The sequence below is a fragment of the Ruthenibacterium lactatiformans genome (assembly GCF_000949455.1).
GTDB lineage: Bacteria > Bacillota > Clostridia > Oscillospirales > Ruminococcaceae > Ruthenibacterium > Ruthenibacterium lactatiformans.
The window spans coordinates 31,310-45,437 of record NZ_JXXK01000004.1 but is presented as its reverse complement, the minus strand read 5'-3'; the positions used below and the strand labels follow the sequence as shown (position 1 = coordinate 45,437).

Here is a 14,128-nt window from a genome sequence, read left to right as displayed (position 1 = left end):
TTGCATTATCTGGATAACGCCGCCACCACACGCGTGGCTGACACCGTGGCCGACACAGCGGACGCGGTGCTGCGCGCCCATTACGCCAACCCGTCCTCGCTGTACGCGCCCGGCGCGCAGAGCGAGTTCGTTTTGTCCGGCGCGCGGGAAACGGTGGCCGCGTCCCTGGGCGCGCAGCCGGGGGAGATCGTGTTCACGGCCTGCGGCTCCGAGGGCAATAACCTTGCTGTTCTGGGCGCGGTGAAGGCGCGCGCCGCCTGGGCGGACCACATTGTCGTCACGGGCTACGAACACCCCAGCGTGCAGAACCCCGTGGCCGCGCTGGAAAAAGAGGGCTGGCGCGTCACCGTCGTGAGGCCGGACGCCTCCGGCCATGTGGACGCCGGGGCGCTGGTACGGGCCGTCGGCTCCAAAACAGCCCTCGTCACAGCCATGCATGTAAACAATGAGGTCGGTTCCATTCTGGACGTGGCCGCGCTGGCCAAAGCGGTGAAGGAAAAAAACAGCCGCACGGCCGTACACATCGACGGCGTACAGGCGTGGGGCAAGGTCCCGCAGCGGCTGAACGGAACGGCCATCGACAGCTACGCGGTGTCCGGGCATAAGATCCACGCGCCCAAGGGCGTGGGCGCGCTGTATGTGCGCCGCGGCTACAATCTGGCCCCCGTGTTTCTGGGCGGCGGGCAGGAACAAAAGCGCCGTCCGGGCACCGAAAACGTGGCCTATATCGCCGCCATGGCCAGGGCTATTGAACGGATGCTGGCGGACGGAGGCCGCGCCGGGCGCATCGCGGCGCTGAATAAAACGCTGCGGGACGCGCTGGCCGGAATGCCGGGTATTGTGCTGAACAGCCCGGCGGACGCGCTGCCCGAACTTGTGAATTTCTCGGTGGAGGGCGTCAAAAGCGAGACGATGCTCCATTTCCTTGAGAGCCGGGATGTGTATGTATCCAGCGGCTCGGCATGCAGCAGAGGCGAGGCCAGCCATACGCTGACGGCCATGGGCCTGCCGAAAAGCCGTGTGGACACCGCACTGCGCGTCTCGTTTTCCGGCGAGAGCACACCGGAGGATGTGCGTGCGCTGCTGGACGCGCTGGCCGAGGGCATGCGTACGTTGGCGAAAATACGCCGCTGACGGGGGGCGGACGCGCCCGCCCGGCAGAAACTCGCGGCTTTGTTTTCTTGTGGAAGCGCCCGTAAGGGCGGCCGCCTTTACTTTAACGAAAGGGAATTTTGCAGAATATGAAAGAGATCATTCTGGCCTATCAGGGCGAAATGTCGCTGAAGGGGCTCAACCGCGCCACCTTCGAGAGCGTGCTGCTCAAGACCATGCGCCGCCGCCTGAAATCCCTGGGGAATTTTAAAATCTACAAGGCGCAGAGCACGATGTACGCGGAGCCTGCGGGCGATGAGGACATCGACGCGGCGGAGGAGCGCATCGGCAAAATTTTCGGCATCGCGGCCATCAGCCGCGCAGCCGTGTGCCCCAAGGACTTTGCTGTCATTGCGGACACCGCGAAGGAATACCTGTGCGGCGCGCTGCGGGCGGCAAAGACGTTTAAGGTGAGCGCCAAGCGCTCGGACAAGACGTTCCCCATGGACAGCATGGAGATCGCCCGGGAGCTGGGCGGCGTGCTGCTGTCGGCGTATCCCCACCTCAAGGTGGACGTGCACCACCCGGACGTGAACGTGACGGTGGAGATCCGCGATTTTGCGGCGTATGTCCACGGCGGCAAAAAGCCCGGTGCGGGCGGCCTGCCGGTGTCCACCTCCGGCAAGGCGGCGCTGATGCTGTCCGGCGGCATCGACAGCCCGGTGGCCGCGTATATGATGGCGAAGCGCGGCCTTTCGCTGGCCTGCGTGCATTTCGCCAGCCCGCCCTATACCAGCGAGCGCGCCCGCATGAAGGTGCTGACGCTGGCCAAAAAGCTCACGCCCTATACCGGCAACCTGAACGTATATGTGGTGCCCTACACCGCCGCGCAGGAGCATATCCGCGACAACGCTCCCGAGGACCTGTTCACGGTGCTGATGCGCCGCAGCATGATGCGCATCACCAGGGTTCTGTGCGAAAAAGAGAGCGCGGACGCCATTGTCACGGGCGAGAGCCTGGCCCAGGTGGCCAGCCAGACGCTGAAGGCCATCGCCTGCACGGACGCGGCCCAGAGCCTGCCTGTGCTGCGCCCGTGCATCGGCATGGACAAAACGGAGATCACCGACATCGCACGGAAGATCGACACCTACGAGACGAGCATCCTGCCCTATGAGGACTGCTGCACCATCTTCACGCCGCCCCACCCGAAAACGAAGCCCCATCTGGATGAGATCGAGGCCGCGGAGGCGGGCATGCCGGGGCTGGCTGAGCTGGAGGCACAGGCCGCGGCGCAGGCTGAAGTGGTGTATGTGAACCTGTGAGCGGGTCTCTTTATTTTCTGCAAACCAGGGGATGACGAATATGGAAGCTGAGATCATTGCCGTCGGCACCGAGCTGCTGCTGGGCGATATCCTGAATACGAACGCGCAGTTTTTGAGCCGTGAACTTGCGGCGCTGGGCATTACCGTGCACTTTCAGACAGTGGTGGGCGACAATCCCGCCCGGCTGGAAAGCGTGGTGCGCCAGGCACGCGGCCGCAGCGACCTGCTGGTGTTTTCCGGCGGGCTTGGCCCCACGGAGGACGACCTGACCAAACAGACCGTGGCCCGCGCTTTCGGCGACACGCTGCGCTTTGATGAAGCGGAGCTGGAGAAGATCCGCGCGTTTTTCACGGCATGGGGCCGCACGATGCCCGAAAACAACAAAAAGCAGGCCATGGTGCCCACCCATGGCCGCAAGATCCCCAATGCCAACGGCACTGCGCCGGGCATGATCTTCGAGGACCAGGCCGCGCCCGGCAAATATGCCGTGCTGCTGCCCGGCCCGCCGAAGGAGCTGCAGCCCATGTTCCTGAACAGCGTCAAGCCTTGGCTGGCTGCCATGAGCGACAGCGTGCTGCACTCGGTGACGCTGCGCGTCACAGGCGTGGGCGAGAGCCATCTGGAAAGCAGGATCGGCCATCTGCTGGAAAACGCCAACCCAACGGCCGCCGTTTATGCCAAGACGGCGGAGGTCGTCATCCGCATCACGGCCAAGGCCGCGTCGGAGGACGAGGCCCGGCGCATGTGTTCGGACTATGCGAAGCATTTTTACGATATCCTGGGCGACTGCGTCTATGCCATGGACGCGGATTCGCTGGAGGAAGTGGTGGTGAAGGAGCTGGCCGCACGGGGCCTGACGGTGGCTACGGCGGAGAGCTGCACGGGCGGCATGCTGTCCCAGCGCATCACGGCCGTGCCCGGCGCAAGCGAGGTGTTCGCCTACGGCGCGTGCACCTATGCAAACGATATTAAGGAAAAAATGCTGGGCGTGCGGCATGAAACGTTGGAGGCATACGGCGCCGTATCGCCCGAGACAGCCGCCGAGATGGCCCGGGGCGTGCGCGAAGCCGCCGGAGCGGATCTCGGCGTGGGCGTCACAGGCATCGCGGGGCCGGGCGGCGGCACGCCGGAAAAGCCCGTGGGCCTTGTGTATCTGGCCGCTTGCAACGCCGATACCGTCTATGTGCAGAAGCTCGTTATCACGGGCCGCACGCGCGAGGTGGTGCGGCTGTCCAGCACGCAGCACGCGCTGGAGATGGTGCGCCGCCTGGCGCTGGGCCTGCCGCAGCCGGCCTGCACGGCCTTCCCGGCGGAGGAGCCGGCCCATCTGATGCAGAAAGGCACGCCTGCGCGGGACGTATAGCGCCCGCATGTAGCATACCAGAACCGCCGGAGCCGGCGTGAAAAAATAAAAAAGCGGCCCGGCGGCAAAGATCCCGGCGGGGCGGCAAGGAGGACACAGCATGCAACCTATGGAGAAGAATGTGGAAAAGCAATTGGTCGTGCGCACGTTTGAACCCGACATGAACGCGCTCAAGCAGACGGCAAAGCAGCTGGCCCACATGCAGGACACCAGCTTGAATCTGTACGGGCAGGCGGGCGAGGTGCTGATTGTTGTGACGGCGCGCGCGTATGCCCAGGCCGCCGCCACCGAGCTGACGGAGAACGTGGCCGAGCAGTTCGAGCTGGCGCTGGGCCCCGCGGCCTACGGCCGGGGCAAGGGAAGCCTTGCGTATTTTACGGCGGGCGAGCTGATCCAGAGCGAATCCACCATCGCTGCGGCGGATCCCGCCACGGGCGCGCTGCTGGCGGAGGAATTCTCCCACACCAAGCGCGGCCCCAGCGTATTTGATTTCGGCGACGGCAGCTACAACGATTCCCGCGTTGTGGCGAAGATCAAGAATGCCGTCTACAAATATGCCGAGGAGGGCAATGCGCCGCAGATCGCGGCGGCACGCGCGGCGGCGGCCGCCCGGTTCGCCCATGCGGATTTCGGCGTTGCCAGCGTGGGCATGGGCACCGGAGCCGAGGTGGTTTACCTGGCTGTGGCGCACCGGGGCTATGTGTATATCAAGCGCATCAAGAACGGCGAGGGCGCGGGTAAGGTGGTGGCGCTGTCGGCGCTGGACATGGTGCGCCGCCTGGCGCAGAAGCAGCCTGTGGACCGGGCGCGGATGTTCAAGGCGAACTCTGATTTTGACTGGAACGCACCGCTGAAAAAGCGCCGCTCCAGCAAATATGCCGCGCCCATCGCGGTGCTGGCCGTGCTGCTGGTTGCGCTGGCCGTGGCGTGCTGGTATTTCTTCACACACTTTTCACTGGGCGGCGGGAACGGCGCGGGCGGCGCGCTGCCTGTGAGCGGCAGCACCAGTGTCAGTGCCGGCGCCAGCACCAGGGAGCCGGCTTCCGCGCCGGGAACGGATGCATCCGTGAGCCAGCCCGCCGGGGACGGTGGCTCGGGCACGCCGGATGCGGGCGGAGCTTCCTCCACTCCCCAGAGCAGCGGAAACACGGGTGTGGTGCATCCCTTCGGCTGATGGTAAAAAAGCGCTTGCGGCGCGCTTGAAAGGCGGATGGCGCGGGCGGGAAAATCGACATGGAAGGTAGCCCACGGCTCACACGCGGCGCGCGGGCAAGCCAACATACCGAAGCCGTGCCGGCGACCACGCAAAAACCGCGCTTGCCAACAGGCCGAAAGCCGGCTGCCCCATACGACGGAAACGGCATGGCGACGGGCTTTTTACCGGTTGGCCGGCAAGCGTCTCCGCGCTTGCCAACACATTGTTATCTCAAGGCTGTTCCGGCGCGTTCCAACACGCCGCCAACAGAGACTTTGACACAAGGCCAACAACAATGGAATAAAGCAATAGAGAGTATGTGTGCGTGCGGGCGAAGAGCCTGCGCTGCGCCGAAGGGAAGCGTGAAAGCATGAAGCCGGTAATCGGGATCATCGCGGCCTGCACGCGGGAGGTGCACCCCGCCTATACCACAGGGCACGATTACGTGCGCGCGGTGGAACGCGCGGGCGGCCTTGCGCTGCTGCTGCCCGCCACGCCCGACGCCGTGAGCGCGGGCATGGCTCAGTGGCTGGCGCTGTGCGGCGGCTTTGTGCTGCCGGGCGGCGGCGACGTTGCGCCCACCTATTACGGCCAGAGCCCGGTGCCCCAGCTCACCAGCACCGACCGCCTGCGCGACAACGTGGAGCTGACGCTGTGCCGCGCCGCGGCGCAGCATAAAAAGCCGCTGCTGGGCATCTGCCGCGGCGCACAGGTGCTGAACGTGGCATTCGGCGGCACGCTGTGGCAGGACATCCCCGCGCAGTGCCGGGCGGCTATCTGCCATTATCAGGACAGTGCGGCGCGCGGCGAACTGTTCCACAGCCTGACGCTGGCGCCGGACAGCCTGCTGGCGCGTATCATGGGGCCGGGGCAGCACGAGTGCAACACGTTTCACCACCAGGCGGTGCGGGACGTTGCGCCGGGCTTTGCGGCGGCGGCACACGCGCCGGACGGCCTTGTGGAGGCGGTGGAAAGCGCGGACGGCCTTGCGCTGGGCGTACAGTGGCACCCGGAGAATCTTGCGCCCGAGCATCCGGACCATGCGGCCATCTTTACCTGGCTGGTGGATGCGGCGGCCGGAGGCGCGCTCCTAAAGCGCTGAACAAGGCCCCCGCGCAGTTTTTTGCGTGACAAAAGCTGCGCTTTTTTGCCAAATGCTTGCACGCCCGTACACGCGCCGTTATAATGAAAATGGCTGTTCCCGTGCGGGAAAGGCCAAATAAAGAAAACAGGTGTGTGGATATGGAATTTTTACAGGATATCCTTGCGGCGATCGGCGTCGTGCTCAACGGCATCCCGCAGGGGCTGCTGGCGCTTTCCATGGGCTTTGCCTCGGTACCGACGGCGCTGGGGTTTGGCGTGGGCGTTATCGGCTGCCTGCTGCTTGGTTCGGTGGCTCCGATCTCTTTCCAGGCCGAGACGATCGTGCTGGCGGGCACGATGGGCAAAAACATGCGCGAGCGCCTTTCGATGGTATTCTTCGCAGGCGTGACGATGGCTGCGCTGGGCGCGTGCGGGCTGCTTACGGCCATTGTGAACTTTGCGGGCGAAACCGTGCTGAACGCCATGATGGCGGGCGTGGGCCTGGTGCTGACGAAGCTGGCGCTGGGCATGATGAAGGAAAACAAATTGGTTGGCATTACCTCGGTGGTTACGGCGGTGCTGGTCTACTTCTTTCTGGGACAGAATCTGGTGTATACCATCGTCATCTCGCTGGTGGTGTCCAGCGCGGCGGCGAAGCTGGCCGGACAGGACATCGGCGGCGGCGTGGGCACGGCGGAAAAAATGGGCCGCCTGAAGCTAGAAAAACCCATTTTTAACCTGAGCGTACTGCGCGGTGCGCTGGCATTGGCCTGCCTGACCGTGGGCGCGAACATCGCGTTCGGCTCCATCACGGGCGGCATCGCGGGTGCCTCGCAGAATGTGGACCATCTTACGATATACTCCGGCCTGGCCGACGCGGTGAGCGCGTTGTTCGGCGGCGCGCCTGTGGAGGCGATCATCTCCGCAACGGCGGGCGCGCCCCATCCCGTTACGGCGGGTGTGCTGATGATGGGCATCATGGCCGTCATTCTGTTTTGCGGCCTGCTGCCCAAGATCGGTAAATACGTGCCCAGCCAGTCCATCGCGGGCTTTCTGCTCATCCTGGGCGCGGTGGTGACGGTGCCGGGCAACGCGGCGGCGGCTTTCGCGGGCACAGGCGCGGGAGACACCATCGTAGCGGGCGTTACCATGGGCGTGACAGCGTTTACAGACCCGTTCTTCGGCATGCTGGCGGGCATCGCCCTCAAGCTGTTGTTCGGGGCCGGGCTGGGCCTGTAACAGGCGGCGCGTGAGCCGTGCAGAGAAAGGAATTGGATTTATGTCTGATTGTTATGAGCTGAATGTGGCGGGCGTAACGCGCCAGCTGCCTATCATTCCCATCTCGCCGGAGCTGGCCATCGCCAGCTTCGTCATCCTGGGCGACTGTGAGCTGGTAACAGCCGCCGCGCCCTTGCTGGCGCAAAAGCTGCCCAAGGTGGATTATCTTGTCACAGCTGAAGCCAAGGGCATCCCTCTGGTGCACGAGGTCAGCCGTCTGCTGGGGCTGCCGTACTATATCGTGGCGCGCAAAAGCGTGAAACCCTATATGGCGGAACCGCTGGTAGACGAAGTGGTATCCATCACCACTCAGAAGGCGCAGACGCTGTGCCTGGACGGCAAGGACGCGCTGGCCGTAAAGGGCAGGCGCGTGGCCATTGTGGACGACGTGATCTCCACAGGAGAATCCCTGAGCGCCATTGAGCGCCTGCTGGAAAAGGCCGGTGCGGAGATCGTGGCAAAGGCGGCGATCCTGGCCGAGGGAGAAGCGGCCGGGCGCGGGGACATCATCTTTTTGGAGGAACTGCCCCTGTTCCCGCTGTGAGAGCGGGACGGCCGAAAAATACAATTAAAAGCTCCGGCTGCATTTCTCTGCAGCCGGAGCTTTTTGTACCGCAAAACGATACATCTCAATGTCTGCGGGCCCGTTTAAGCGCCATGTTTATTCTGCGCGCTTTTGCGCGCCGCGCGGGCCTCGGCCTCGCGCCGGGAGAACACGCACCCGCAGTAATCCTGCCGGTACAGGCCGTACCGGGCGGCCAGCTCGGTGCTGCGCTTGAAGCCGTTTTTCTTTTTGAAATCCGAAGGCAGCCAGCGCACGCCATACTCCGCGGCAAACGCTTCTCCCAGTTCACCCAGCCAAACGGCGTTTTTGTGCGGGCTGATGGACAGCGTGGTGGTGAAATAATCGTATCCGCCCGCCGCCGCGGCCTGTGCGGCGCGGCGCAGGCGCAGCCGGTAGCATTCATAGCAGCGGCGCCCGCCCTCGGGGATGTCCTCCAGTCCTTTCACGGCCGCGTAAAATTCCGCGGGCGTGTAAGGCTCCGCCAAAACATCCACCGCGCCGGGCAGAGGCATCTCCTGCACAAAGCGGGAAAGCTCCCGCGCGCGGTGGGCGTATTCCTCCGGGGTGTCGATGTTGGGATTGTAGTAGTGCGCCGTGATGGAAAAATGGGGCGAAAGATATTCCAGCACATAGCTGGAACAGGGCGCGCAGCAGCAGTGCAGCAGCAGGCGGGGCGTTTTGCCCTCGTTTTTCTGCAGTTCACGTTCCAGCTCCAGCTGATAATTCACAGCCATGCCACCGCCTCCTTTCCTGTCTGATATTGTATCACTTCAAGCCCTATTCATCAAATATTACAAAAAGGTTAAAGTTTCTATCAAACTTTGTTCACATCTTCCCTCTATACTAAAAGCATGCCACAAAGAGCGGCACGAATATAGATAAAAAGGAGCCGAACGCTCTTTGATATGCGCGGGCGGAAGAAGTCTTCCGCCAAAAGCGCGCGGCGGCACAGGCCGCCAAAGCCTTTTTCTTCCAAGCCGGGCCGCGCAAAGCCGCCGCCCGGCGGCCAAAGCCATTCCCGCGCGGCATTGCCTGCGGGTTTATATAGATTATAACAAGCCAACTTCTTTTTCATGAACTTCCTTTCACAAGAAATATGCGGCGGCCCGCTGCAAAAGGGCTGCCGCATATTTCTTTTTCCGGGAGGGAAGTGTAAAAACAGTTCTTACAATTTTGTTAAAAGCATACAAAAAATCTGTATTTGTGCTATAATTACCCCAAACCGACCACAGCCGCGGCCATGCGCATTTCGTGCGCTGATGCTTCTGTACACGGATGCTATTGAAAATCAATTGAACACCCTGTGCTCCGCGCCGCAGAAACGCTGCCGGAGCGCTGAAAAAGGAGGAACAGGCTATGACGGACGAAAAGATCGCGCGCATCAATGCGCTGGCCAAAAAGAGCCGTACGCCCGAAGGGCTTACCGCTGAAGAAAAAGCGGAGCAGGCATCGTTGCGTAGAGAGTACATCGACGCCATGAAGGGCTCGCTGAAAAAACAGTTGGACAACACGGTCGTTGTGGATGCGAACGGCAACCGTATGCCGCTGAAACAAAAGCGGAAACAATAACGTCTAATCGGCACACAGGGGGAAAGGAGGGAGCCGCATGCGCGACCGTGAAAAAGAACGCAACATCCGCTTGCCGGAGAGCTATGTGCAGCAGGGCGGCCCCGTGCGTCCGCCGCGTCCCTCCCGCGCCCGCCGCGCCGCCCCGCGCCCGGGGCCGGAGCCGCCCCGCGGCAAAAGACAGCGGCGGCGTCCCGTGCTGCGCAGGGTGCTGCTGGGCGTGCTGTGCCTGTTTTTGGCCGCGTGCCTCAGCGTGGGGGGCTATCTGTATGCTTCTACGCGCAACGACTTTTTGTGGCTGGATCTGGAGCAGCTGCCGCACCGGGAGGCGACCATCCTGTATGCGCAGGACAGGGAAACCGGTGAATGGGTGGAGTATGCCCGGCTGGAGGCCACGCAGCAGAAGATATGGGTGCCGCTCTCGGAGATTCCCGAGGACATGCAGCACGCATTTGTGGCCATTGAGGACAAGCATTTTTACGAGCATCACGGCGTTTCCCTCACGCGCACGGCGTACGCGGTGCTCAACGAGATGAAAAAGGCGCTCACCGGAACCTATTTCGGCAACGGCATCAAGCAGGGCGCCTCCACCATCGACCAGCAGCTCATCAAGAACCTGACGCGGGACGACGAGGCCGGCGGCCTGGAGGGCTATATGCGCAAGGTGCGGGAGATCTGGCGCGCTTATCGTCTGGACGCAAAGTACGACAAGGAGACCATCCTGGAGGCATACCTCAACGTCATAAGCTTTACCGACAACACGGCGGGCGTGGAGGCTGAAAGCATCAAGCTGTTCGGAAAATCCGCCAAGGACTTATCTCTGGCCCAGTGCGCCTCCATCGCCTCCATCACCAAAAACCCTTACCGGTACGACCCGCGCACCCATGAAGAAGAGCATTTGAGCCGCCGCAATTACATTCTGTACGAGATGTGGCAGCAGGGCTATATTACCGAGGAACAGTACAATGCCGCCTCGGCCGAGCCCATCGGCCTTTCGCCGGGCAATGTGCCGGTGGCGGAAACGCCTGTCACGACCTATTTCACCGACAAGGTGCTGACGGATGTGTCCGCCGCTCTTTCGGAGCAGTATGGCCTGGACAGCGCCGAGACGACCAATCTGCTGTACAACGGCGGCCTGCGCATTTACACCACGGTGGACCCGGACCTGCAGGCGGTGATGGAAAACGCGCTGGAGCGCGGATACAGCAGCTTTTTCCCCACCAGCGGGCTGGGTGTGGCAACGCAGGCCACGAAATACAATGAGGACGGCACCATCGCCCGGGATGAAAACGGCGATCCCATCCGGGAGGACGTCGTCGAGACGCCCCAGGCTGCAATGGTGAGCGTGGGCTACGACGGCAGCCTGAAAGCCATTGTGGGCGGCATCGGGGAAAAAGAGGTGAGCCGCGGGCTGAACCGCGGCACCGTGCCCCGCCAGGTGGGCAGCACCATGAAGCCCATCGGCGCGTATGCGCTGGCGCTGGAAAAAAACAAGATCAACTGGTCCACGCCGCTTCTGGACGCGCCCGTGCGGCAGCTGGAGGATGAAAAAACAGGCGAGCTGAAGGATTGGCCCGCCAATTTCAGCAAGACCTATGCCGAGGATGATATTCTCGTGGTGGACGCACTGGCACAGAGCATCAACACCATCGCCGTGCGCGTGGGCGAGCAGGCAGGCGTGGGGAATATCTACCGCTTTATGAAAAACAGCCTGGGCGTCACCAGTCTGACGCCGGAGGACAACGACTCCGGCCCCATGATCCTGGGCTCCCAGACCCACGGTATTTCGCCCTATGAGCTGGCGGGCGCGTATATGATGCTGGGCAACGGGGGCTCTTTCACCACGTTGCACTGTTATACCAGCGTGCAGACGGGCTACGGCCGCGAGATCGCCGCGCCGGAACTGAAAACAAAGCAGGTTCTGGGAACGGACACCGCATATGTGATGAACCGCCTGCTGGCGCAGGTGATGCAGGGCAGCGGAACGGCTGCGGGCTACCGTGTGCGCGGCGAAATGGACAGTGTGGGTAAGACGGGTACTTCCTCTGACAACCGGGATTACTGGTTCGTTGGCATGACGCCCTATTATGTAACGGCCACCTGGTATGGCTATGATTCCGGCTTTGCGCTGAACACGGCGTCGGGCACCCATGCGCCCACCACGGCCTGGAAATATGTGATGGAGCGCGCCCAGCAGGGTTTGCCCGTGCTGGAGTTCCCCGTGGACGAAAGCGTCGTGACGGCAGAATACTGCACGGAATCCGGCGGGCTGGCCGCGCCCGGCTGCCCGCGCACGGCGACAGGCTATTACACGCAGGGAAACCTGCCCGCCGTCTGCAGAGACCATGCGGCATGACATTGTCCCGCAAAACGGAAATGAAAAAGGAACAGACGCGCGCCGCACGGAGCTGAACGCTCCCGCGGCGCGCGTCTGTTTTGCACGGAAAAAGGCGGCGCGTTATTCCAGATGAAGCACAAAGGGGCGCAGAGGCGCGGGCACCAGCCCGCGGTACACCTCCCGCAGCAGCCCACGGAGCCCCGCCGCCGTGAGCCCGGCCGGCAGACGGCGGGCGATGATAGCGTAACGTACGCCGTACAGCCGGCAGGCCGCGCCCGTCAGGGAGAAGCCCGCCCGTTCGTAAAAGGCGATGCGGCGCAGGCGCATCGCGTTCAGGCCGGCGTCATGGCTGTCGGGCATCTCCACTTCGCCCAGGATGCAGACGCCGCTCAGCACGGCGTCCAGAGCGGCAAGGAACGCGCTGCCCACGCCCCGGCCGCGCAGCTCGGGCGTTACGGCAAAATAATCCAGCAACAGCACGCGGCTGTCGTGCCGGTAAAAAAAGGCATAGGCGGCCAGCCGCCCGTTCCGGTAATATCCGTAACACAGGTAACGCCCGCGCTCCATCAGCCTCAGCATCACGGCCAGGGGCTTCAGCTCGGCAGGTGGAAACGCCTCGTGCATGTATGCGTCGTAAATGCCGCGCAAAGCAGACTCGTTCAGTTTTCGTACAGTGCTCATGGGGACCTCCTTGTCCGGAAAAGGTTCACGCCGCGCGGGAGCAGAGCAAAAAAGCTTATCTCAATGGCCGCAGGCCAGGGACGGCCTGCATGGCCCTCAAAATAGCCTGCGGCTTATAGATGGAAATCGTCTTATATCTTCTTATAAATGTTTATAGCGGAGCGGTGAAGCCCTTGTAAATTAAGGCTCTTTGCCGTTTCTGCTTATATCCTGCTATATCTCGTTATAAGTCCTTTTTGTAAGCACGGGCGTCAAAAAAGCGTCAGACAGCATATTGAACCTGATTACATAGAAGCCCACAAAGCCATTCAAACACAGCTTCATGAGGGTTTGCACTATTTTACTCCTTATCGCTTGCTACAATAATTCCACTATTTTTTATGATATTTATTAGTATATCATATTTGCACGAAAAATGTGCTATACTGTGTTTTTGGAAACCAACAGGGGGGCAAAGTACATGAAACTTACGCATAAACATACGCTGGCGGCAAGCTATCTGGGGTACATCACGCAGGCTGTCGTGAACAATCTCACGCCGTTGCTGTTCGTCGTATTTGAGACGTCTCTGGGCATCTCCATTGGCCGCATCAGCCTGCTCATTACCGTGAATTTCGGCGTGCAGATGCTGGTGGATCTTTTATCCGCAAAATGGATCAATGTCATCGGAACGCGGCGGGCCATCGTTGCCGCCCACGCCTTTGCCGCGGCCGGGCTTGTGGCGCTGGGCGTTCTGCCGTACCGGACAGCGGACCCATATGTGGGCGTGCTGTGTGCGGTTTGCCTGTGCGCGGTGGGCGGCGGCATTACCGAGGTGCTCATCAGTCCCATCGTGGAGGCGCTGCCCAGCGAAGACAAGGCCGGCTCGATGAGCCTGCTGCACGCATTTTACTGCTGGGGCCATGTGGGGGTGGTGGTGCTGTCAACCCTGTATTTCGCGTTGGCGGGCACCGGACGCTGGGCGCTGCTGCCTGTGCTGTGGGCCGTGCTGCCGCTGTGCAACATGGTGCTGTTCGCGCGGGTGCCGCTGTGCACGCTGGCGGGCGACGAGCACCACACGCCGCTGCGCGCACTGCTGAAAAGCAAAATGATCTGGCTGTTCCTTTTGATGATGGTATGTGCGGGCGCGTCCGAGCAGGGGATGTCCCAGTGGGCGTCCCTGTTTGCCGAAACGGGCCTGAAGGTGCCCAAAGCGATGGGCGACCTGCTGGGCCCCTGTGCGTTTGCGGTGATGATGGGCCTGTCCCGTACGCTGTACGGCATATGGGGCGCGCGCATCAGCCTGAAACGCTGTATGGCGGCCAGCTGCCTTTTGTGCGTGGCCGGTTATGCTGCGGCAGTGTTCGCACCCTGGCCGCTGCTCTCGCTGGCGGGCTGCGCGCTGTGCGGTTTTTCGGTGGGCATTCTGTGGCCGGGCACATTCAGCCTTTCCATGGTACACTGTCCGGAGGGAGGCACGGCCATGTTTGCGTTGTTCGCCCTGGCGGGCGACGTGGGATGCGCGCTGGGCCCGGGCGTTGTAGGCGCGGTGTCCGGCATGGCGGGCGGCGCGCTGAAAGCGGGGCTGCTGGCCGCGTGTGCGTTCCCGGTGCTGCTGCTGCTGGCGGTGTCCCGGCTGCGCCGCCGCCCGAAGGGGGAACAGTAA

General features: G+C 62.5%; 12 protein-coding genes. 10 read left to right on the top strand and 2 right to left on the bottom strand.

Annotated elements, in window-relative coordinates; translation table 11 throughout:
• The 7 genes from TQ39_RS04370 (at nucleotide 1) to TQ39_RS04340 (ending at nucleotide 7,877) form a co-directional block, all read left to right on the top strand.
• A complete protein-coding gene (locus TQ39_RS04370) occupies nucleotides 1-1,134 on the top strand; it encodes a cysteine desulfurase family protein (protein WP_242853450.1) in 1,134 nt (377 codons plus the stop codon).
• Between the two features lie 107 nt (nucleotides 1,135-1,241).
• The gene (thiI, locus tag TQ39_RS04365; RefSeq protein WP_009325119.1) at nucleotides 1,242-2,414 is read left to right on the top strand and encodes a tRNA uracil 4-sulfurtransferase ThiI; all 1,173 of its coding nucleotides are present in this window, start codon (nucleotides 1,242-1,244) and stop codon (nucleotides 2,412-2,414) included.
• Nucleotides 2,415-2,454: 40 nt separating this feature from the next.
• A complete protein-coding gene (locus TQ39_RS04360) occupies nucleotides 2,455-3,777 on the top strand; it encodes a competence/damage-inducible protein A (RefSeq protein WP_050004697.1) in 1,323 nt (440 codons plus the stop codon).
• A 100-nt stretch (nucleotides 3,778-3,877) separates the two neighbouring features.
• Complete coding sequence (locus tag TQ39_RS04355; RefSeq protein WP_050004696.1) at nucleotides 3,878-4,951, top strand: hypothetical protein; 1,074 nt, start codon at nucleotides 3,878-3,880, stop codon at nucleotides 4,949-4,951.
• Nucleotides 4,952-5,342: 391 nt separating this feature from the next.
• On the top strand, nucleotides 5,343-6,074 hold the full coding sequence (locus TQ39_RS04350) for a gamma-glutamyl-gamma-aminobutyrate hydrolase family protein (RefSeq protein ID WP_040910408.1): 732 nt from the start codon (nucleotides 5,343-5,345) through the stop codon (nucleotides 6,072-6,074).
• A gap of 140 nt (nucleotides 6,075-6,214) precedes the next feature.
• The gene (locus tag TQ39_RS04345; protein WP_009325115.1) at nucleotides 6,215-7,294 is read left to right on the top strand and encodes a SulP family inorganic anion transporter; all 1,080 of its coding nucleotides are present in this window, start codon (nucleotides 6,215-6,217) and stop codon (nucleotides 7,292-7,294) included.
• A 40-nt stretch (nucleotides 7,295-7,334) separates the two neighbouring features.
• Nucleotides 7,335-7,877: a phosphoribosyltransferase family protein gene (locus TQ39_RS04340; RefSeq protein ID WP_009325114.1), complete on the top strand. Its 543-nt coding sequence runs from the start codon at nucleotides 7,335-7,337 to the stop codon at nucleotides 7,875-7,877.
• 104 nt (nucleotides 7,878-7,981) lie between these two features.
• On the opposite strand, the gene TQ39_RS04335 is transcribed toward TQ39_RS04340, so the two are convergent.
• The gene (locus TQ39_RS04335) at nucleotides 7,982-8,632 is read right to left on the bottom strand and encodes an epoxyqueuosine reductase QueH (RefSeq protein WP_050004694.1); all 651 of its coding nucleotides are present in this window, start codon (nucleotides 8,630-8,632) and stop codon (nucleotides 7,982-7,984) included.
• Between the two features lie 622 nt (nucleotides 8,633-9,254).
• On the opposite strand from TQ39_RS04335, the gene TQ39_RS04320 reads away from it, so the two are divergent.
• Nucleotides 9,255-9,467 carry a DUF896 domain-containing protein gene (locus TQ39_RS04320; protein ID WP_009325111.1) on the top strand — a complete coding sequence of 71 codons (213 nt, stop codon included), beginning with the start codon at nucleotides 9,255-9,257 and terminating at the stop codon, nucleotides 9,465-9,467.
• Between the two features lie 37 nt (nucleotides 9,468-9,504).
• The gene (locus tag TQ39_RS04315; RefSeq protein ID WP_050004693.1) at nucleotides 9,505-11,820 is read left to right on the top strand and encodes a transglycosylase domain-containing protein; all 2,316 of its coding nucleotides are present in this window, start codon (nucleotides 9,505-9,507) and stop codon (nucleotides 11,818-11,820) included.
• 102 nt (nucleotides 11,821-11,922) lie between these two features.
• On the opposite strand, the gene TQ39_RS04310 is transcribed toward TQ39_RS04315, so the two are convergent.
• Complete coding sequence (locus TQ39_RS04310) at nucleotides 11,923-12,483, bottom strand: GNAT family N-acetyltransferase (protein WP_050004692.1); 561 nt, start codon at nucleotides 12,481-12,483, stop codon at nucleotides 11,923-11,925.
• A 460-nt stretch (nucleotides 12,484-12,943) separates the two neighbouring features.
• On the opposite strand from TQ39_RS04310, the gene TQ39_RS04305 reads away from it, so the two are divergent.
• Nucleotides 12,944-14,128, top strand: coding sequence for an MFS transporter (locus TQ39_RS04305; protein WP_050004691.1), 1,185 nt, complete (start codon nucleotides 12,944-12,946; stop codon nucleotides 14,126-14,128).